This is a genomic window from Hyalangium versicolor (genome assembly GCF_020103695.1).
Classification (GTDB): domain Bacteria; phylum Myxococcota; class Myxococcia; order Myxococcales; family Myxococcaceae; genus Hyalangium; species Hyalangium versicolor.
The window spans coordinates 165,973-185,973 of the sequence record NZ_JAHXBF010000004.1 but is presented as its reverse complement, the minus strand read 5'-3'; the positions used below and the strand labels follow the sequence as shown (position 1 = coordinate 185,973).

Below are 20,001 nucleotides of genomic sequence, written 5' to 3'. Positions count from 1 at the left end.
GGGTGGGAAAGGGTTTGCCCACGCTGGGGTGCGCGGGGGGCCTGTCCGGGCAGGGGCGAGGGGTCGGGAGGCGATCAGAACGTCACCCTCGGAGGTGAAGATTGGCGAGGAGAGGCACGGAGCGGTGTAGAACGGGATCCGTGTGAGAGCTTTCCCCCTGGCCAGCGGATGCCTGAGGACCGACATTGGCACTGGGCAGAGGGGGGCATGCGCGCCGGAGCGAGGCGCCGCTGAATCGTGGAGGGGCCATGCACGAGTGGTTGGAGGCACTGCAGAAGTCGGCGAGGAAGACGTCCCTGGGAGTGGCCGCGGAGGAGCTGCGGCGGGCGGAGACAGAGGCGGGCGTGCCGCTGCCCGGTGAGCTGGGCGATCTGTACGCGGCCTTCAACGGCGGCGCGTTCGAGGGCGAGGTGGTGCTCTATCCGCTGCATGGCGAGGGTGAGCAGGCCAGCGTGCTGGAGAAGACGCGCAAGGCCCTGGTGGGGCTGCCGGTGGCGGGGGTGTGGCGCTTCGGGGTGAAGGGGGCGCACCGCCACCTGTTCACGGCGCGCAAGTCGGCCATGGTGGAGCAGGGGGATGGGGGCGGGCCGCTGCCGGACTGGGTGCAGGCGCTCGGGGACGAGGACTGGCTCTACGCCACGTGGGACGAGGAGAAGCGGGAGATGCGGTTCTACCGCTCGCTCTCGCACATGCTGAACGTGCTGGTGCCGCCGGTGGAGAAGGAGGAGTTCGGCGACCGCACCTTCGCGCGAGCCATCGCCGCCGTGCAGGGCGCGCTGAGCGAACTGGACGAGGGTGAGGAGGGCGAGGAGGAAGAAGGCGAAGAGGCCGCTGCCGAGGAGGAGGGCGAAGAGGAAGAGGGCGAAGAGGCTGCCGCCGAGGGGGAAGAGGGCGAAGAGGCCGCTGCCGAGAAGGCGGGCGAGGAGGAAGAGGGCGAAGAGGCCGCTGCCGAGGAGGAGGAGGAGGAGGGCGAGGAGGCTACTGCTGGTGCGGAGACTGCGGAGCAGGCTGAGGAGGAAGAGGCGGAAGCCGAGGTGCAGGAGTTGGCGTACGAGTATGAGGAAGGCGTACGCTCGAAGGCCGCACGTGCGGAGGCCGAGCCGAAACTCGAGAGGCCTGCGGTGGTCGCGGCCGAGCGGCGTGTGAAGAGCCTCAAGACCCGTCCGGCCAAGAAGGACACGGGCCGCGAGAAGCCGACGCCGGCGGCCCCTGAGCAGTCCAAGGCGACAGCTCCTGAGAAGCCTCAGGACACAGGGCTTGAGAAGCCTGCGGTGATTGCGGCCGAGCGGCGGATCAAGGACCTCAAGAGCCCGGTGGCTCCGGAGCAGCCCGCTGCGCCTCGGAAGCAGGCTGCGGCTCGCACAGCCGCGAAGAAGGCTCCGGCCCCTGCGGCTCCTCCCCAGAAAGCGCCTGCGACGAAGGCCCCTGCCAAGAAGGCCGCGGCGACGAAGGCCCCTGCCAAGAAGGCCGCAGCAACGAAGGCCCCTGCCAAGAAGGCTGCGGCAACCGTCGCCAAGAAGGCTGTGGCCACGAAGGCAGTCGCCAAGAAGGCGCCCACAACGAAGGCAGCCGCCAAGAAGGCTCCGGCAAAGAAGGTGGCCGCCAAGAAGGTGCCGACAACGAAGGCAGTCGCCAAGAAGGCCCCGGTGAAGAAGGCGGTCGCCAAGAAGGCTCCAGCAAAGAAGGTGGCCGCCAAGAAGGCCCCGGCGACGAAGGCACCAGCGAAGAAAGCGGCCGTGAAGAAGGCGCCCGCGAAGAAGGCACCAGGGCGGCGCTAGCACTGGGGCGCTCCCAGTTCCCTCTTCTTGAGGAAGTACGGTTCAGGTCCAGGGCCCACGAGGAGCAGTGGTCTGTTCGGCGGGTCTGGACCGAACTGGTATGACAGGCGTACCAGGGCGTGCTGGCTCGCCGGCCCGCTCGGACCGGAGCTGCTGTGCGCTGAGTGCAAAGAAGGGCTCGGTCCGGGCGCGCTCTGAGCCAACCTGTATGCTTGTCGGACAGGTTCGGTGATGGCCGCCACCGGCGGGGCTGCACGGTCAGGCACGGCTGAAGGCGACGGGCCTCCCCTCAGTGTCGCGCGGTGGTTTCTTCTTCGGCCACCGGGGGCCGTGGAGGCAGGGTGAGTGAGTCATCCTTCCCCTCCGCACGCCACCGCTCCTGACGCCGCGCGAGCAGATCCTGCGCGAGGATCTGCACCGCTCCCGCCACAGGCAGTGCCAGCAGTGCTCCCAGAATGCCCGCGAAGGCCGTGCCCGCCAGCATCGCCAGCGCGATGAGCAGGGGATTCATCCTCAGCGTGCGCCGCTGGATGAACGGCTGGAGCAAGTGGTTCTCCACCTGCTGGTACGCCAGGAACACGCCCAACGAGATGAAGCCGGCATGGCTCCCTGCGGACGCGAACGTCGTCCCCACGATGAGTACCCCACCGAGAAACGCGCCGATGAACGGAATGAGCCCCAACACCGCCATCAACAAGCCCAGCGGCAGGAAATAGGGCACTCCCAGCAGGAACAGGGTAACGGTCGTCACCGCGCCACCGATGAGCGAGATGAGCACCGAGCCCGCCACATACCGGCCCACGCTGCGGTGGATGCGCATCGCCAACTGCACCCAGTGCTCGCGCTGGCCCGGTGGCACCCATTGCATCGCGGACTGGAACAGATCCTTCCCGAAGGCCAGGAAGAAAGCCGACAGCACCACCACCGTGATGAAGGCCGCCACGTGGTGGAGGATGCCCGTCACCACCCCCAGCACCGGCACCGCCGCGCCCGGCAACCGCTGCCGCAACTCCTCCGCCACCCGATCGAAGAGATCAAACCGGGCATCCAACCGCTCCAGCCAGCCCTGGTGTCGAAGGGATTCAATGTAGCCCGGGGTTGCCTCGACCAGCCCTCGGGCCTGTTCCACCACCAGGGGCACGAACGTCGTCAGCAGCGCCGCCAGCAGGCCCAGGGAGGCCACCACCAACCCTGCCACCGACAGCCCGCGCCGGATGCCGTGCCGCTCGAGCCACGACACCAGCGGCTGGGCCGCCAGTGCCAGGAAGAGCGCCACCAGCGCCCAGGACAGGGCGCCACTGGCCGCGCGCACCAGCGTCACCAGCCCGAGCAACCCCAGCACGTTGAGCCCCACCACCCAGACCGTCCGGGGCGAGACTTGAGAGCGAGGGCGCGGGCGCGACGCCGTGGCCACGTCCTAGCCCTCGGGCAGCTCGTCCTTCAGGATGGGCCGGATGTCCTCGCTCGGCCGCGCCGTCAGCTCGGGCTCCTCCTCTTCCTCCTCCTCGCCCCGCCGGAACTCGTGGATCTGATCCGGGAGGATGTCCCGGAAGTCCGGCTCCTCCTCCAGCGGCGGGGTGGCCGCCAGGTCCTGATCGGTGATGTTCACCTCTTCCTGTCCCGTCACCGGATCCACATGGCGGCGCGAGGTCGCCTCGCCCACATCCTCAGAACCCAGCTTCTTGAAGCGCATGATTCTTCCTCCTCCCGAGGAACTCGGTGGGTCGGCTGCTGTCGAGCTAACAGTGCGGACCCCGAGGAGGCGCGGCAACGAGCGGTGCCCGCCCGCCTGCCCTCTTCAGGAGGCGCTTCAGCGCTGGGAGGCGGCCGTCCGGCCAGCCGGGAAGGTGGGCTTCACTTCCAGGTGCACCATGGCCAGGGCCAGCACCCGGGAGAACATCTCCCGCACCAGGTAGCGCCGAGTGGAGGGCCGGCCCTCGTCCGCCGCCACGCCCCAGGCGTCCATGCCCACCGAGTTGGCGATGTACAGCGCTCGGGGCAGGTGGAAGCCCTGCGTCACCAGCAGCGCCTTGCGCACCTGGAACACGGTGAAGGCCCGCACGCAGCTGTCGTAGGTGGACAGCCCCGAGTCATCCCCCAGCACCGCCTGCTCGGGCAGCCCCCGCTCCAGCATGTAGCGGCGCATGGCGTGCGTCTCGTCATGGAACCGGTCCGAGTTGTCCCCGCTCACCAGCACCGCCCGCGCCTTGCCCGCCTTCCAGAGGGCAATGGCCGTGTCCAGCCGCTGCGCCAGCACCGCCGAGGGCACTCCGCCCGGCGCCAGCCCCGCGCCAAAGACGAGCACCACCGGGGCCTCGGGCGCCGTGCTCAGCGGGACGATGCGGTCCTGGTAGCGCGTCTGGACGAAGCGCGAGAGGGCCAAGACCCCCAGCACCGCCAGGGCTCCCCCGAGGAGCCCTCTGCGCATCCACACTCCGAGCACGCCGCGACGCCCCATTCCAAGGAAGACCGTTGAGAAAGCCCATTGTCTCCCGGCCTCCCGATGCCTGGAAGGGGGTTGGACGGGCTCCTCCCCCTCATGCCGGGGCGCCCGCCGAGGCACCGGCCGGGCGCAGCGCGTACCGCTCGATGATCTCCAGCAGCTTCTGCGGGTCTGCGGGCTTCTTCAGGAAGGCGGCCACATTGTAGTTGGCCGCGTACAGGGCCCGGTCCCGCGGGTTCATCGCCGCCATGCCCGCCGAGACGATGACCACGGGGATCTCCGGGAACCCGTCATTCCCCTTGCGGAAGGTGAGCACCCGATGGCCGTCCATCACCGGCATGGCCATGTCCAGCAGGATGAGCGAGGGGCGGGGGTGGCGCTGCAACTGGTCCACGGCCTCCCGGCCATGACGGGCCAACACCACTTCATACCCCTGCAGCTCCAGGAACCCCTGAAGCGCCTCCCGGATGTCCACGTCGTCCTCGACGATCAGGATGGGGCCGCTCAGCAGCGAGGACATGGGTTCACCTCCGGCGCGGGGAGCCTGCCCTGGAAGGCTATGCCTGGGAGCAGCCCCCGGCATCCCGGGGGCGGGGCTTCTCTGCCCGGTCGCCCCCTTCACGACACCCTCCCGCGCAGCAGAGCGCAGGCCGCGATTGACCCGCTGACGCGCCGCTTATATAGGGGGCGCCGCTCGGCTCCTGCCTCCCTCGTACCGGGGTAGCGCAGGCCCGCGTCCCGAACAGGAGCACAGGCCCCATGGCGTCTCTTCGCGACATCCGCAAGCGCATCCGCTCGGTGAAGAACACGCGGCAGATCACCAAGGCGATGAAGATGGTGTCCGCCGCCAAGCTCCGCAAGGCGCAGGATGCCATCATCGCCGCCCGCCCCTACGCGCAGATGCTGGACCAGATCATCGTCGATCTGGCCGCCCGCTCCGGCGACCAGGAGATGGCCCACCCGCTGCTGACGGCCCGCCCCGTGCGCCGCGCCGAAGTCGTGGTCCTCACCTCGGACCGAGGCCTGGCCGGTGGCTTCAACTCCAACGTCATCCGCCGCGCCAGCCGCTTCCTCTACGAGAACAGCTCCCTGGAGCGCGTCCAGTTCTCCACCGTGGGCCGCAAGGGCCACGACTTCTTCCGCAACCGCGGCCAGGCCATCCGCAAGGACTTCGGCGGCCTGTACCAGCGCCTGAACTACCTGTCGGCCAAGGGCGTCGCCGAGGAGCTCACCGCCAGCTTCCTCAATGGGGAAGTGGACGCCGTCTACATCATCTACAACGAGTTCCTCTCCGCCATCAGCCAGAAGGTGGTCGTCTCGCAGATGCTGCCGCTGCAGAGCTTCGGGCCGGGGGCTCCGGCGGCTCCGGGTGGGGCGGCTCCGAGCGCGCCCACGGGCCCGACGCTGGTGGACTTCAAGTACGAGCCGAGCCGCCAGGAAGTGTTGGACAGGCTGGTTCCCCAGGCCGTCTCCATCAAGCTGTACCGCGCGCTGCTCGAGAGCGTGGCCAGCGAGCACGGCGCCCGCATGAGCGCCATGGAGAACGCCACCAGCAACGCCACGGACATGATCGGCAAGCTGTCGCTGTTCTACAACCGCACCCGCCAGGCGGTGATCACCAAGGAGCTCATGGAGATCGTCTCCGGCGCCGAGGCGCTCAAGTAGTCCAAGTGCCCAGTCGTGCGCAGTCCCTCGGGGCCTTCCCTGCCAGATCTCTGGAGGGTGGGCCCCGTGCCGTTTATGGTCCCGAGCCGAGGGAGGGACTTCATATGAAGCGACTGTGGGTGTTGCTCGTCCTGGCCACTGTTTCCGGGTGTACGTGCGGCACGGTGCCCAGCGGGCATGGCGGTATCGTCTTCGACTCGTTCGGCAAGGGCACGCAGAAGGACTTGTACGGCGAGGGCCTGCACGTGCTTCGGGTAGGCAAGGACCTCATCGTCTACGACTTGCGCGTGCAGGAGCTGAAGGAGCAGCTCAACGTCCTGTCCAGCAACGGCCTGGACCTGACGGTGGACGCCAGCGTGCGCTACCGGCCCGAGGCGGCCAAGATCTTCGAGCTGCACACCCAGACGGGCCCCCGCTACGCGGAGATCCTCGTGGGGCCCATTGTCCGCTCGGAGGCGCGCAAGGTGTTCGGCCGCTACGCCCCGGAGGAGATCTATTCCAGCAAGCGGGAGCAGATCGAAAAGGAGATCTACGACGAGGTGACGAAGGCCCTGCAGGGCAAGTTCGTCATCGTCGAGGCCATCCTGGTGCGAGATGTGGGACTGCCGGACGCCATCCGCCAGGCCATCGCCGACAAGCTGGCCGAGGAGCAGCGCAGCCAGAAGATGCGCTTCACCCTGGACAAAGAGCGCCAGGAGGCCGAGCGCAAGCAGATCGAAGCCGAGGGTATCGCCAAGTACCAGAGCATCGTCCGCCAGGGGCTCACCGAGGAGTACCTGCGCCTCAAGGGCATCGAAGTCACCCAGAAGCTGGCCGAGAGCTCCAACGCGAAGATCATCATGGTGGGCAGCGGCGCCCACGGCGGTCTCCCGCTGGTCTACCAGCCAGACACGAAGTGAGCGGGTGGCGCTGGGACGGGGGCGCCCTTAAGTCCCGCTTCTGACTGGGCCGCGACGAGGCTTGACCCGGAGAGAGCCCCCCGGTAAAGGGGGCCCGCCCTCCCACCCTCGGGCCCGATTTTCGACGCGAGGCGGTTTTCACCGCCCTTCCGCAAGAGGCAGACGAACTCATGAGCGCTCAAGCTGCGACGGTAGGCAAGATCACCCAGGTTCTCGGACCCGTGGTTGACGTGGAGTTCCCGCCCGGAGTGCTCCCGGAGGTGTACACCGCCCTCAAGGTGACCAACTCCACCATCAGCGCGGCCACCGACAACCTCACCATCGAAGTGGCTCAGCACCTGGGCGAGAACATGGTGCGCTGCATCTCCATGGACTCCACCGAGGGTCTGGCCCGCGGGCAGGCCGTGAAGAACACCGGCGCTCCCATCCAGGTGCCGGTGGGCAAGGGCACCCTGGGCCGCATCCTCAACGTCACCGGCGAGCCGGTGGACGAGGTGGGCCCGGTGAAGGCCCAGCAGACCTGGCCCATCCACCGCCCGGCCCCCACCTTCGTGGACCAGGACGTGCGCGTGCAGGCCTTCGAGACGGGCATCAAGGTGATCGACCTGCTCGCCCCCTACACCCGTGGTGGGAAGATCGGCCTGTTCGGCGGCGCGGGCGTGGGCAAGACGGTGCTCCTGCAGGAGCTCATCCGCAACGTCGCCAAGGAGCGCGGCGGCTTCTCCGTGTTCGCCGGCGTGGGTGAGCGCACCCGCGAGGGCAACGACCTGTACCACGAGATGCAGGAGTCCAAGGTCATCAACATGGAGAACCTCGAGGCCAGCCAGTGCGTGCTGGTGTACGGGCAGATGAACGAGCCGCCCGGCGCCCGCGCTCGCGTGGCCCTCACGGCGCTCACCATCGCCGAGTTCTTCCGCGATGTGGAGGGCCGCGACGTGCTGCTCTTCGTCGACAACATCTTCCGGTTCACCCAGGCTGGCTCCGAGGTGTCCGCGCTCCTGGGCCGCATCCCCAGCGCGGTGGGTTACCAGCCCACGCTGTCCACGGAGATGGGCGCCCTCCAGGAGCGCATCACCTCCACCACCAAGGGCTCCATCACCTCGGTGCAGGCCATCTACGTGCCCGCCGATGACTTGACGGACCCGGCGCCCGCCACCACGTTCGCCCACCTGGACGCGACGACGGTGCTCAACCGCGCCATCTCCGAGCTGGGCATCTACCCCGCGGTGGATCCGCTCGACTCCACCAGCCGCATCCTGGATCCGAACGTCGTGGGCCAGGAGCACTACACGGTGGCCCGCAAGGTCCAGGGCATCCTCCAGCGCTACAAGGAGCTGCAGGACATCATCGCCATCCTCGGCATGGACGAGCTCTCCGAGGATGACAAGCTGGCGGTGGCCCGCGCCCGGAAGATCCAGAAGTTCCTGTCGCAGCCCTTCTTCGTGGCCGAGGTCTTCACCGGCAAGCCGGGCCGCTACGTGAAGCTCCAGGACACCATCCAGGGCTTCAAGGAGATCGCCGAGGGCAAGCACGACGAGCTGCCCGAGGCCGCCTTCTACATGGCGGGCGACATCAACGAGGTGCTCGACAACGCCCGGAAGCTGGCGGCGGCGTAAGTCGTCCCCTCTTCCGCAGGTGCCCCCCATGCGCCTCGCCCTCCTCAGCTTGAGCCTGTTTCTGGCGCTCCCGGGTTTCGCCCAGGAGCGCAAGAGCAAGGCTCACGTCAGCGCCAACGGCATCTACAGCGTGCAGTTGGTGCAGGAGGCCCCGGGCAAGTGCCGGGTGGAGATGCGCAAGGAGAGCGGCCCCGCCTGGCAGTTCGAGGGCTGCATCGGCACGGTGGACGACTACTACTTCGCCTCGAATGACGGGGAGCGCTTCTGGCTGCTCCGTCCGCTGGTGGAGAAGGGCACCAAGGCCCTGGTGGAGAAGAAGGGCAAGCGGAAGATTGTGCGGGTGCCGGCGTGGGCCAACGCGACAGTGGCGGAGCTGTATGACCGCACCGGGCAGAAGCTTCAGGAGATGCGCCTGCAGAACTTCCTGAAGGGCTCGCGCGAGCTGGGCGAAGTGCGGCAGATGAAGGCGCACTTCAAGTGGCTGGAGGGCACGCTGGGCATTCCCGGCAAGGGCCCTCGATTGACGGACGATGAGAAGGTGGAGTTCGAGGCGGTGGGTGCGAAGACGTACCGCCTCTCATTCTCGAGCTGAACGAGCAGCACCGAGGAGCACATGGCCAAGCTGACCGTGGAGATTGTCACCCCTGAGAAGCGCATCCTCTCCGTGCAGGCGGACGAGGCCATCGTCCCGGGTGGTCACGGCCTCTTCGGCGTGCGGCCAGGCCACACGCCCTTCCTGTCGCTGATGGAGCCCGGGGCGCTCACGCTCATCGACGGCGGCCGTCGCGAGGCCTTCTTCGTGGCCGGCGGCTTCGTCGAGGTCGGCAACGACAAGGTGCTGGTGCTCGCGGATGGCGCCGAGCCCGTCGCCGGCATCGACGTGGAGGCCGCCCGCCGCCGCATCACCGACGCGCAGGGGCGCCTGAAGGAGCTGTCTCCCGAGGATGCTCGCTACGAGGTGGAGCAGGCCACCGTGCGCCGCGAGACGGCTCGCATGACGGCTGCGGGCATCCGCTAGCCTTCGGTCTTCGAGCCAGGGCGCAATCGGCGCCGGGCTGTGTCGTACAGGCAGGTGGAGTATCGTTTCCCCATTCCCAGGGGGGTACCCATCGTGTTTGAGCGGCTCTCGAATAGCTGGCGGTTGGTCAAGGCGAGTGCATCGGTTCTGAGCGCGGACAAAGAGCTGGTGGTCTTCCCGCTCGTGTCCGCGGTGATGCTGGTGTTCGTCACGGCGGGGTTTGCCCTGCCCATCTTCCTCACGGAGAACGGGGCTGGACACCTGCACGGCGCGGCGTCCTACGTCGTCGCGTTCCTGTTCTACCTGGTGTCGTACTTCGTCATCTTCTTCTGCAACTCGGCGCTGGTGGGCGCGGCGATGATCCGCCTGCGCGGCGGCGACCCCACGGTGGGGGATGGTTTCCGCATCGCCACCGGGAAGATCGGCAGCATCTTCGGCTACGCGCTCATCGCGGCGACGGTGGGCATGGTGCTGCGTGCGTTGCAGGAGCGGGCCGGCTTCCTCGGAAAGATTGTCGTGGGGCTCATCGGCATGGCGTGGAACCTCGCCACCTTCCTGGTGGTGCCGGTGCTCGTGACCGAGGACGTCAACCCCGTGGATGCGGTGAAGCGGAGCATGTCGCTGCTCAAGAAGACGTGGGGCGAGCAGCTCATCGGTGGCTTCTCCATCGGAGTGGTGGGCGCGCTGGCCACGTTCCTGCTGGTGCTCGTCTTCATCCCGCTGCTGATCCTGGCCTTCTCGTCTCACTCCGTGGGCATCATCGCGGCCGTTGTCATCGGCTTCGTCGGCTCGCTGATGCTGCTGGCGCTGGTGAATGCCACGCTCTCGGGCATCTACACCGCGGCGCTGTACCGCTATGCCGCCGAGGGCGACATCAGCCACGGCTTCGAGCCCGAGATGGTGCAGGAAGCCTTCCGCCCCAAGAACTGAGCTCCGTCTACCACGCTCGTAGAGGCACCCCTGTCGGGCGCGACCGCGGCCAACCTGTCTGCTTGTTGGACAGGTTCGGATCCAATGCGGCCGACAGGGCTCCTCTCCCGGCGAGCCCTTCTTCCCCCCTGTGGACTGCCTCTCCACCTCGTCAGGCCCTGGCCTTTCGGGAATTTGACTCTGCGTGCTGAAAGATGCATTTTAAATGCATCATTTAGGTCCAAGCGGGCCAGGAGGCACACGTGAGCACCGTGTTCGAGCAGATCGGTGGAGCGAAGGCGATGGATGCGGCAGTGGATCTCTTCTACCGGCGGGTCCTGTCGGATGAGCGCATCAGCCACTTCTTCGAGGGCGTGGATATGGATCGCCAGGCCTCCAAGCAGAAGGCGTTCCTCACGATGGTCTGCGGCGGGCCCAACAACTACTCGGGGCTCGACATGCGCAAGGGCCACGCGCACCTGGTGAAGCAGGGGCTCAACGACTCGCACTTCAACGCCGTGGCCGAGCACCTGGGCGGCACGCTGCAGGAGCTGGGCGTGCCCGCGCCGCTCATCGAGCAGATCCTGAAGACAGCCGAGAGCGTGCGCGCGGACGTGCTGAACAAGTAGGAGGGCGCGTCCATGTCCCGGGTCAGGTATGAGGCGCAGTGGTATCCGCTGGAACCGGAGGAGTCCGTGCTCGACGGGCTGCTGCGGCAGGGCGTCTCCGTGCCGCATTCATGCAAGGCGGGGGTGTGCCAGTCCTGCCTCATGCGTGCGGCCAACGGCGTCGTTCCGGAGAAGTCCCAGGCCGGGCTCAAGGACACGCTCAAGGCGCGCAACTACTTCCTGGCGTGCTCCTGCCGTCCCGAGTCCGGCACCGAGCTGGAAGTCGCCGGCGATGGAGCCGACGAGCTGCGAGTGCCCGCGCGCCTCGAAGCGCTGGAGCCCCTGAGCGAGGACGTGCTTCGCGTGCGCCTGCGCCCCCTGGCTCCATTCGAGTACCGGACGGGCCAGTACCTCACCCTGCTGCGCGCGGATGGGCTGGCCCGGAGCTACTCCGTGGCCAGCCTCGCGGGAGAAGGGTGGCTCGAGTTGCACGTGCGCCTGCTCCCCGGCGGGGCGATGAGCTCATGGCTCCGCTCGGAGGCTCAGCTGGGAGACGAGGTGCGGCTCCAAGGCCCGGCTGGTGAGTGCTTCTACCTCCCGGGCCGCCCCGAGCAGCCGCTGTTGCTGGCCGGTACGGGCACGGGCCTGGCGCCGCTGTACGGCATCGTCCGGGACGCCCTGGCGCAGGGGCATTCCGGACCCCTCTGGCTCTTTCACGGTGCGAGAAACTCTCAGGGTCTGTACCTCGTGGAGGAGCTCCGCGCCCTGGCCGCGCGCCACCCCAACCTGCACTACCGGCCAGCAGTGCTCGAGGGCCGGCTCGGCGAGGATGTGCACGTGGGCCCGCTCGACGCGCTCATCCGCGCCGAGTGCCCGAAACCCGTCGGTTGGCGCGCGTTCCTCTGCGGGAACCCGGAGTTGGTGTTAGCCCTCCGCAAGAAGCTCTTTCTGGCCGGGCTCTCGCTCAAGGACATCCACGCGGATGCCTTCCTGCCGAGCGCCAGTCGGCCCGAAGGAGCGGGAGCCTCGCCTCGTGCATCTGACGCTTCACGCTGACTACTCGCTCCGTGTCCTGCTCTATCTGGCCGCGCGCCCCGAGCGCCTCGTGTCCACCCAGGAGGTGAGCGAGGCCTATGGCATCTCCAAGAACCACCTGGTGCGCGTGGTGCAGACGCTCGGCCGGCACGGCTTCGTCGAGGTCCGCCCCGGCCGCACCGGTGGCATCGTCCTGGCCCGCCCGGCCTCGGAAATCTCCCTGGGCGAGGTGTTCCGTGTCGCCGAGCCGGACTTCAACCTGGTGGAGTGCTTCGAGCGGGACAAGAACACCTGCCCCATCGCCCCCGCGTGCGGCCTCAAGGGCGTGCTGTACGAAGCGCGCGAGGCGTTCCTCGGCGTCCTCGGTAGGTACACGCTGGAGGACGTGGTGAAGCGCTCTCGGAAGGATCTCCAGGACTTCTTCCTCCCCGCCGCCTCGGCGCGCGGTCAATAATCCCGCGAGAGAACCTCCCGGAGAGGACCGTGGCCTCGTTCGAGCTCTTCCACCGCATCGCGGACCCACCTTCGGCCGTGGCCCGGCAATATGTCGTCGACCACGCCCTGGAGGACCGCGTCCGCTTCCGCAACCTCACCTATCCCGAGGTGGAGGCGGACTTCCAGCGACTGGGTGGGAAGGCGACGCCCGCCTTGTGGGATGGGACACACCTGCATCAAGGCGCCGAGGCGGTGGTCGCGCGCTTGCAAGCGGTGGTGAACCTGGGCCGCGACGGCGACATGTAGTCGATTCAGATTTCTGCTCTGGTGCTGGCCGATCCGTCGGTTAATCTGCGCGCCTCCGATGCCGCTGACTCCCGCTGAGCGCCAGGACAGGTTCCATGCGGCATTCCTGGGCCTTGCCATCGGGGACGCTCTGGGCTTTCCGCTCCGAGGCATTCCGCCCGCGAGCCTCACCCGGCTGACGCACCTGGCGGACGACTTCGCCCCGCGCCCCCGAGGCAAGTTCGCCAAGGGACAGTTCTCGGACGACACGCAGCTGATGCTGGCCGCCGCGGAGAGCATCATCCGCGAGGGCAAGGTGGACGGGCGCAGCGCGGCGGCTCACTTCGCGTGGCTGTGGCAGGAGGGCGTCATCCTCCAGCCGCCCCGGGGGCTCTCCGAGTCGCTGCAGCGGCTGGCCGGCGGGACGCCGTGGATGAGCGCGGGGGCGCCGCTGGGGCTCAAGTGCTCCTCGGTGCTCAGCCGGGCCATGGTGGTGGGCCTCTTCGAGCACAGCGGGCACAAGCGCCTGCCGCACGACGCGGGCGTGCTCACGGTGGTGACGCACAAGGACCCCACGTGCGCGGCGGCGGCCGCGGCCTTCGCCGAGGCGGTGGCGCTGGGCATGGAGGAGGAGTCGCTCACGACGGTGGCCTTCTGCGAGAAGCTGGCCAAGGCGGCCGCCGAGCACGACAAGGATCTGGCGGAGGAGATCCGGCACCTGCCTCGGCTGCTCACGTGGGACCCGGTGCGGGCGCTCACGGCGCTGCGGAAGATTGGCGTGCCGCGCTCGGAATTGCAGGGCGTGGACGGGCTTCCGGCGCATGTGGTGCCGGTGCTGCTGACGTCGCTGTACGCGACGCTGAAGGTGCCGCACGACTTCCGCGAGGCCGTGGCGATGGTGCTGCGCTGCGGAGGCGAGGTGGACGTGGCGGCGGCGGTGACGGGCGCGCTGCTGGGGGCGCACCTGGGCACGCGGGCCCTGCCGGCGCGGCTGCGCAAGCAGGTGCTGTACCTGGACAACCTGACGGACACGGCGGACCGGCTCTTCCAGGCCCGTCAGGTGCGCGAGACGCTGGCCACGGCGCTCGCGCTGCATCGCAAGCGCTGAGGTTCGCGTCCCCGGGCCGCTCCTCAGGGGAGCTGTGCCTGTACGGGCGTGGTGCGCATGGAGAGGAAGCCCTCTCCGAGTTGACCGGAGGTTCCATCTCCCCACGCCCAGACCTTGCCATCGCTGGCGACGGCCAGGGAGACGAAGTGGCCAGCCGCCACGGCGGTGATCCGAGGCAGTCCGAGGACTTGCACGGGGGTGAGCCGGTTGGTCGCCGTGCCGTCTCCGAGCGCACCCACGCCGTTGTAACCCCAGGCCCAGACAGTGCCATCGTTGCGCAGGGCCAGGGTGTGGCCGTAACCGGCCGCGATGGCCGTGACGCTCGTCAGCCCGGAGACCTGTACGGGCGTGCCACGGCTGACAGTGGACCCATTTCCGAGCTGGCCGGCTGTGTTCTCGCCCCAGGCCCAGACGGTGCCATCCTCGCGCAGGGCCACGGAGAACTGGCGGCCGGCGGCCACGGCACGGACCTGGGTGAGTCCTGGGACCTGGACCGGAGGGAAGAGACCGCTGAAGGTGCCATTGCCGATCTCGCCCGCCTCATTCCTTCCCCAGGCCCATGCGGTGCCATCACTGCGTACGGCCAGGCAGTGCGTCTCGCCCACGGCAACGCCGAGCACATCGGTCAGGTCCGAGATCTGCCGGGGAAGGCCAGAACCGCCTCCGCTCGATCCGTCTCCCAGTCCACCAAAATAATTGGAGCCCCAGGCCCAGACGGTGCCGTCGTTGCGCACCGCGAGCGAGTAGGCGTCACCCGCGGCCACGGCAGTGACACCGTTCAGCCCCTGGACGGGCACGGGGGTGGAGCGGATGGAGTCGGTCGAGCCATCCCCGAGCTGGCCGGAGTAGTTGCCGCCCCAGGCCCGGACATATCCGGTGCTCTCCAAGGACAGGGAATGGGTCGGGCTGGCGGAGGCCGATACCGCCAGACTGAGCAGGGAGATCTTCACGGGGGTGGCGCGGTTGAAGGTCGTCCCATCCCCGAGCTGCCCGGAGGAGTTGTTGCCCCAGGCCCGAGCCGTTCCGTCATTGAGTATGGCCAGGGAGTGACGGTCGGCTGCAATGGCGGTGACGTTGGAGAGTCCCGGTAAGAGCACTGCGGTGGGACTGAAACCAGGGACTCCATCTCCCATCGCTCCCCTGGAGGCGTCTCCCCACGCCCACACGGCACCCTCTCGGCTCAAGGCCAGTGAGTGGCGTCCGCCACCGGCCACCCTCAGTCCATTGGAGACACCAGAGACTTGAACGGGCGTGACGTGATTCGCGTTCGATCCCTCCCCGAGCTGCCCGGAGGAGTTGTTGCCCCAGGCCCAGACGGTTCCATCCTCCCGCACGGCCAGCGAGTGGGAGAAGCCCGAGGAGGAACTCTCGGATCCATATGGAGAGCTTGCATCGATGGCCAGGACATTGGAGAGCCCCACCACCTGCGCGGGGGTGAAGTGAGTGGTGTAGGTCCCATCTCCGAGCTGGCCGGAGTAGTTGTTTCCCCAAGCCCAGATGGTGCCGTCACTTCGCAGGGCCAGACCATGAAGCTCCCCAGCGGAGACAGCAGTGATATTGGACAGGCTGGAGAGCTGCACCGGGACGTTGCGCTGGGTGTTGGTCCCATCTCCCAGTTGACCGGAGCCGTTGCGGCCCCAGGCCCAGACGGTGCCATCTCCTCGCAGGGCCAGCGAGTGGCGAGGGCCAGCGGACACGGAGACGACGCCTGACAGCCCGGAGACCTGCACCGGCGCCGAGCGATTGATCACCGTCCCATCTCCGAGCTGGCCGAAGGAGTTGTCGCCCCAGGCCCAGACGGTGCCGTCGCTGCGCACGGCCAGGGAGTGAGCGGTGCCCGCGGAGACGGCGATGACCTGGGACAGGCCAGGGACCTGCATGGGCGTGAGGCGCGTGTCGACGGTTCCATCTCCGAGCTGGCCCGCGTCATTCGTTCCCCAGGCCCAGACGGTGCCGTCGCTTCGCACGGTCAGCGCGTGGTGCCAGCGGGCCGAGATGGCGGACACCGCGCTCAGTCCTGGCACTCGCTGCGGGCGGGTCGCGAGCGCTGGGACGGAGGCATTGCCGAGCTGACCGGAGGTGTTGTCGCCCCAGCTCCAGACCGTGCCGTCCGCGCGCAGGAGGAATGAGGCGCCATCCCCGGCGGCCACCTGGGGCTTCGGGCAGTCGTTGACGGACACCGCGAACGCCTTCTCCACGGAGTGACCGCCGTCGTCCGTGACAGTCACTGTGACAGTGGCGGGAGCGCCGCCAGGGATGCACAGTGGAGCGGTCCACGACACCTGGCTGGTGGTGTCGGTGTGGGCTGGCTCGGCGAGGGTGCCGGTGCTCGCCGTCCAGGAGAAGTGGAGCCGAGCCGTCTCCGCATCCTCCGCCGTTACATGGAAGGTGACGGACTGCTCGCCGAGCGCGCTGGACGCGGACTGCTCAGCGCTGGTGATCGTCGGAGGCGTCTTGTCCGGATTGCAGACGGCGGGATTGCGCTGACAGAAGGCATCGCCTTCCTTGTCGTAGTCCGTGCAGCCCAGGGCGCAGGCCACCAGCAGGCCCGCAGCGAGCCGAGTGAGACGGGACACTCTTCTGAAGTCCATCACCGCGGACTCCTCTCAAGGTAGGGGGACTTGCGTGGGCGAGGTGCGCACGGTGGGCGAGCCATCTCCGAGTTCGCCGTCCTCGCCATAGCCCCACGCCACGACCGTCTTGTCCGAGCGCAGGGCCAGCACGTGATACTCGCCAGCAGCCAGGGCCGTGATGCCGGAGAGATTGGGCACCTGGACGGGCGAAGAGCGGCTGGTGATCGTCCCGTCCCCGAGCTGACCGGAGGTGTTGTCTCCCCAGACAAAGACCGTGCCCCCGGCACCGATGACCAGGGAGCTGGTATCGCCCGCGGCAATCGAGGTGATGCCCGTCAAGCCTGGCACCTGCTGAGGACTGGAGCGGTCGATCTGCGTCCCGTCTCCGAGCTGCCCGTCTCCATTGCGGCCCCAGGCCCAGACGGTGCCATCGCCCTTGAGTGCCAGGGAGTGATGACTGCCGCAGGCAATGGCGGTGACCCCGCTCAGCCCCGGCACCACGGCGGCGGTGGAGCGGTTCGTATTCGTGCCGTCCCCCAACTCGCCAGAGTAGTTGTAGCCCCAGGCCCAGACATTGGTGCCTCGCAGCGCCAGAGCGTGCCCATAGCCGGCGGCGACAGCGGTGACCCCCGTGGTGAGGCCCGTGACCTGCACGGGAGCAAACCGGGTGGTGGTCGTGCCATCTCCGAGTTGCCCGCTGCTGTTGGTGCCCCAGGCCATGACCGAGCCATCGCTCTTGGCCGCCAGAGAGAAGGAGTCCCCCGCGGCGATGGCGGACACGCCTGTCAGGCCGGAGACCTGCACCGAGGAAGAGCGGTTCGTGGTGGTCCCATCTCCCAACTGGCCGGAGGCGTTGTTTCCCCACGCCCGCACCACGTTGGTGCTGAGCCTCGCCAGGGTGTGGTTCCTGCTACCCTCGATGCTCACCACGTTGGACACGAACGATGCCTCCACGGGCGAGTTGCGAGACACCTGCGTTCCGTCTCCCAACTGTCCTTCGTTATTGTCCCCCCAGGCCTGGACGCTGCCATCGGAGAGCGCGGCCAGCGAGTGATTGTCTCCAGCGCCAAGGGCCAGGACGGAGGTCAGCTTGGAGACCTGCACAGGAGCCAGCCGGAGGGCAGTGACACCGTCCCCCAGTTGGCCCACGACCGTGTTCCCCCAGGCCAGCACGGTGCCATCGGCCCGCACGGCCAAAGAGTGGCTCTCGCCGCCAGCGAGGGACTTCACCTGGGTGAGTCCAGGCACCGCAGCGGGCTGGGAACGTCCCGTCGTGCTGACATCCCCAAGCTGCCCGGAGTTGTTGGTGCCCCAACTCCAGGCAGTACCGTCGCTCATGATCGCCAGGGAGTGCTCTTCTCCTGCGGCGATCGCTGTGAAGGTGGACTTGGAGGCGTTCGTCACCTTCACCGCGACGCTGTGGCCGGTGGTGGTTCCATCCCCGAGTTGCCCCGATCCATTGTCTCCCCAGACCCAGAGCGCGCCATTGCTCGTGAGCGCCAGCGAGTGCGCATAGCCGGCGGCGAGGTGAGTCACTCCCGTGACACCCGTCACCTGCACGGGCGAGGGGACGTTGGCGGTCGAGCCATTGCCGAGCTGGCCAGAGCCATTGCGCCCCCAGGCCCAGACGGTGCCATCTTCACTCAGGGCCAGACTGTGTGAGCTCCCCGCGGCGATGGCGGTGATCTTGCCCAGGCCGTTCACCTTCACGGGAGACGTGCGGTTGATCGTCGTCCCGTCTCCGAGCTGGCCTTGGTTGTTGTACCCCCAGGCCCAGACAGTTCCATCGTCGAGCAGGGCCAGGCTGTGGTTGCTGCCCGCGGAGATGGCGATGGCCTTCGCAAGCCCCGGTACCTGCACGGGCGCGGAGTGGTGGGTCGTCGTCCCGTCCCCGCTCTGGCCGGAGTCGTTGTTCCCCCAGGCCCAGACGGTGCCATCGCTCCGGAGCGCCAGCGAGTGCTGTTGCCCGCCAGAGACGGCCGTCACGGCGGTGAGACCCTTGACTCGCGCAGGGGTCGGCACGACCACGACCGTGGAGTCTGTTCCCAACTGGCCGAGGACGTTGAGTCCCCAGCTCCACACGGTGCCGTCTCCCCGCAGCGCCAGGGAGTGGCCGCTCCCTGCCGCGACCTGGGGCTCAGGGCACGGATTGACGACGAAGGAGAAGGTCCGCTGGTCCGAGAACCCACCATCGTCCGTGACGGTGACCGTGACGGTGACGGGATTCCCAAGGGCCCGGCACAGCGGCGCCGTCAGCGTCACCTGACTGGTGGTGCCCGTCGACTTCGGCTCGCTGAGCGTTCCGGCGTTGGTGGTCCAGGTGAAATGGAGCTGCGCCGTCTCCGCATCCTCCGCCGTGATGTCGAAGGTGACGGGTTGCTCGCCCAGGACGCTGGTGGCGGACTGCTCACCGCCGGTGATCTTCGGAGGAGTCTTGTCCGGATTGCAGGCGACGGGGTTGCGGTGACAAAAGTCCTCACCCTCCTGATTGAAGTCCGTGCAGCTCAGGACCCCAGCGAGCAACAGACCCGAAGCGAGCCATGCGATGGGAGCACGTGCGCTCTTTTCCTGGCTCCTCATTACGGCCATCTCCCGTACACGAAGGCGGATTTCCCATCCGTGGTGAGTCCCACGGTGGCGGGCTTGTCCGGAGCCCCCAGGAAGTAGATCCCCGCCGCGGCCGCGAGCCCCGCGGTGCCCACTCCCAGCAGCGTCACGCCGATCGTCTGGTACCGGTTCCCCTTGGAGACGCTGTCGTCCACGGCGTCCCGGCTCTGGATGCCCGGATCATTGTCTCGCAGCTTGCTGAGTTCACTGCGAGACAACGCGTAGGAGATCCCTCCGGCCACCACGAGCGCCCCGCCCGCGATGGCCGGGATCAGCGCATGGCGGCGCTGCAGCTTGGGGCTCGAGCTCTCCGTGGAGACCGTCGTGGGCGCGGGCGTGACGGCTGGGGGTGGCTTGGCGGCGACCTCGGGCTTCGTCGGCTGCGGCGGCGAGGGCGTCATGGCCGCCAGCTCTCGCTTGGCCTGCTGCCGGACGGACTCGAAGGCCGTGCTGACCTTGGGCGCCACCCTCACGGGCAGCTTCACATCCGGCTGTACCAGGAGCGCCGACTTGAACGCGGCGGTCATCTCGTCCGGGTGGCCCAGCTCCGCCTGGAGGATGCCCTCGTAGAGCGACAGCTTCACCTCGTCATCCGAACCGTGCGGCATCTTACGGGCCAGCTCGATCTGGGTCAGCGCGCGCTCGTACTCCAGGCCTTGATAGAGCCGGATGGCGGCGTTGAGGTGGCGCTGGAACTCGTCCTGGGCGTGGGCTGGCAGCGGCCAGGCTCCGAGGATCATCAGCACAGCGACCAGGGTGGCGGACACAAGACGCCTTGGTTGGCTCATGACGCACGAGGATAGGAGTCGCACCGCTGGTGCGTCCATTCCTGAACGCGTCGGCCACTGGCGGTGTGACTCGGAGAGTCGCGTGCGTCGCGACAGCACCGGCTCCATGTCCCGAGGTGCAGGCAAGCGGCCAGCCGTTCGTCCCGCCCAGCGGACTTCACCGGCTGAAGAGTCCTGCCCACCTTCACCCAGGAGAAGGGGCCCGTGGAGCCGAGCAAGGTTCACCGGTGCCCC

The 20,001-nt window shown here is 68.2% G+C and carries 19 protein-coding genes; 12 read left to right on the top strand and 7 right to left on the bottom strand.

Annotated elements, in window-relative coordinates; all coding sequences use genetic code 11:
* Positions 1–248: 248 nt before the first annotated feature.
* A complete protein-coding gene (locus tag KY501_RS10130) occupies positions 249–1,778 on the top strand; it encodes an SMI1/KNR4 family protein (RefSeq protein WP_224362528.1) in 1,530 nt (509 codons plus the stop codon).
* Between the two features lie 289 nt (positions 1,779–2,067).
* Here the strand turns inward: KY501_RS10130 and KY501_RS10125 are convergent, their stop codons facing one another.
* The 4 genes from KY501_RS10125 to KY501_RS10110 all read right to left on the bottom strand — a co-directional run bounded on the left by KY501_RS10125 (position 2,068) and on the right by KY501_RS10110 (position 4,741).
* Positions 2,068–3,192, bottom strand: coding sequence for an AI-2E family transporter (locus KY501_RS10125; RefSeq protein WP_224362520.1), 1,125 nt, complete (start codon positions 3,190–3,192; stop codon positions 2,068–2,070).
* 3 nt (positions 3,193–3,195) lie between these two features.
* Positions 3,196–3,471: a hypothetical protein gene (locus tag KY501_RS10120; protein ID WP_224362518.1), complete on the bottom strand. Its 276-nt coding sequence runs from the start codon at positions 3,469–3,471 to the stop codon at positions 3,196–3,198.
* Positions 3,472–3,588: 117 nt separating this feature from the next.
* Positions 3,589–4,206 carry a SanA/YdcF family protein gene (locus tag KY501_RS10115; RefSeq protein WP_224362516.1) on the bottom strand — a complete coding sequence of 206 codons (618 nt, stop codon included), beginning with the start codon at positions 4,204–4,206 and terminating at the stop codon, positions 3,589–3,591.
* Positions 4,207–4,315: 109 nt separating this feature from the next.
* Positions 4,316–4,741, bottom strand: a complete 426-nt coding sequence (locus tag KY501_RS10110) for a response regulator (RefSeq protein WP_224362514.1) — start codon at positions 4,739–4,741, stop codon at positions 4,316–4,318.
* Positions 4,742–4,980: 239 nt separating this feature from the next.
* Between KY501_RS10110 and atpG the strand changes: the two genes are divergently transcribed.
* The 11 genes from atpG to KY501_RS10055 all read left to right on the top strand — a co-directional run bounded on the left by atpG (position 4,981) and on the right by KY501_RS10055 (position 13,799).
* Positions 4,981–5,886, top strand: coding sequence for an ATP synthase F1 subunit gamma (atpG, locus tag KY501_RS10105; RefSeq protein ID WP_224362512.1), 906 nt, complete (start codon positions 4,981–4,983; stop codon positions 5,884–5,886).
* Positions 5,887–5,990: 104 nt separating this feature from the next.
* Complete coding sequence (locus tag KY501_RS10100; RefSeq protein WP_224362510.1) at positions 5,991–6,785, top strand: prohibitin family protein; 795 nt, start codon at positions 5,991–5,993, stop codon at positions 6,783–6,785.
* 170 nt (positions 6,786–6,955) lie between these two features.
* Complete coding sequence (atpD, locus tag KY501_RS10095) at positions 6,956–8,401, top strand: F0F1 ATP synthase subunit beta (RefSeq protein WP_224362508.1); 1,446 nt, start codon at positions 6,956–6,958, stop codon at positions 8,399–8,401.
* Positions 8,402–8,429: 28 nt separating this feature from the next.
* Positions 8,430–8,993 carry a hypothetical protein gene (locus KY501_RS10090; protein WP_224362506.1) on the top strand — a complete coding sequence of 188 codons (564 nt, stop codon included), beginning with the start codon at positions 8,430–8,432 and terminating at the stop codon, positions 8,991–8,993.
* Between the two features lie 21 nt (positions 8,994–9,014).
* Entirely contained in the window at positions 9,015–9,419 is a 405-nt protein-coding gene (locus tag KY501_RS10085) for a F0F1 ATP synthase subunit epsilon (protein WP_224362504.1), read from the top strand.
* Between the two features lie 93 nt (positions 9,420–9,512).
* Complete coding sequence (locus tag KY501_RS10080) at positions 9,513–10,349, top strand: DUF6159 family protein (RefSeq protein ID WP_224362503.1); 837 nt, start codon at positions 9,513–9,515, stop codon at positions 10,347–10,349.
* A gap of 242 nt (positions 10,350–10,591) precedes the next feature.
* The gene (locus tag KY501_RS10075) at positions 10,592–10,957 is read left to right on the top strand and encodes a group I truncated hemoglobin (RefSeq protein ID WP_224362502.1); all 366 of its coding nucleotides are present in this window, start codon (positions 10,592–10,594) and stop codon (positions 10,955–10,957) included.
* A gap of 12 nt (positions 10,958–10,969) precedes the next feature.
* Positions 10,970–11,992: an FAD-binding oxidoreductase gene (locus KY501_RS10070; RefSeq protein ID WP_224362501.1), complete on the top strand. Its 1,023-nt coding sequence runs from the start codon at positions 10,970–10,972 to the stop codon at positions 11,990–11,992.
* The gene (locus KY501_RS10065) at positions 11,970–12,425 is read left to right on the top strand and encodes an RrF2 family transcriptional regulator (protein WP_224362495.1); all 456 of its coding nucleotides are present in this window, start codon (positions 11,970–11,972) and stop codon (positions 12,423–12,425) included. The genes KY501_RS10070 and KY501_RS10065 overlap by 23 nt, the downstream gene beginning before the upstream one ends.
* A 29-nt stretch (positions 12,426–12,454) precedes the next feature.
* A complete protein-coding gene (locus KY501_RS10060; protein ID WP_224362493.1) occupies positions 12,455–12,712 on the top strand; it encodes a hypothetical protein in 258 nt (85 codons plus the stop codon).
* A 58-nt stretch (positions 12,713–12,770) separates the two neighbouring features.
* Positions 12,771–13,799, top strand: coding sequence for an ADP-ribosylglycohydrolase family protein (locus tag KY501_RS10055; protein ID WP_224362491.1), 1,029 nt, complete (start codon positions 12,771–12,773; stop codon positions 13,797–13,799).
* Positions 13,800–13,822: 23 nt separating this feature from the next.
* Here the strand turns inward: KY501_RS10055 and KY501_RS10050 are convergent, their stop codons facing one another.
* From KY501_RS10050 to KY501_RS10040, 3 genes are read right to left on the bottom strand one after another with little or no spacing between them, the layout of a single operon-like run.
* Entirely contained in the window at positions 13,823–16,390 is a 2,568-nt protein-coding gene (locus tag KY501_RS10050; protein WP_224362489.1) for an RCC1 domain-containing protein, read from the bottom strand.
* Positions 16,391–16,405: 15 nt separating this feature from the next.
* Positions 16,406–18,952 (bottom strand): RCC1-like domain-containing protein, encoded by a 2,547-nt coding sequence (locus tag KY501_RS10045; protein ID WP_224362487.1) that lies wholly within the window; start codon positions 18,950–18,952, stop codon positions 16,406–16,408.
* A complete protein-coding gene (locus KY501_RS10040; RefSeq protein WP_224362485.1) occupies positions 18,952–19,746 on the bottom strand; it encodes a hypothetical protein in 795 nt (264 codons plus the stop codon). Before KY501_RS10040 ends, KY501_RS10045 begins: the two co-directional genes overlap by 1 nt.
* Positions 19,747–20,001: the final 255 nt, after the last annotated feature.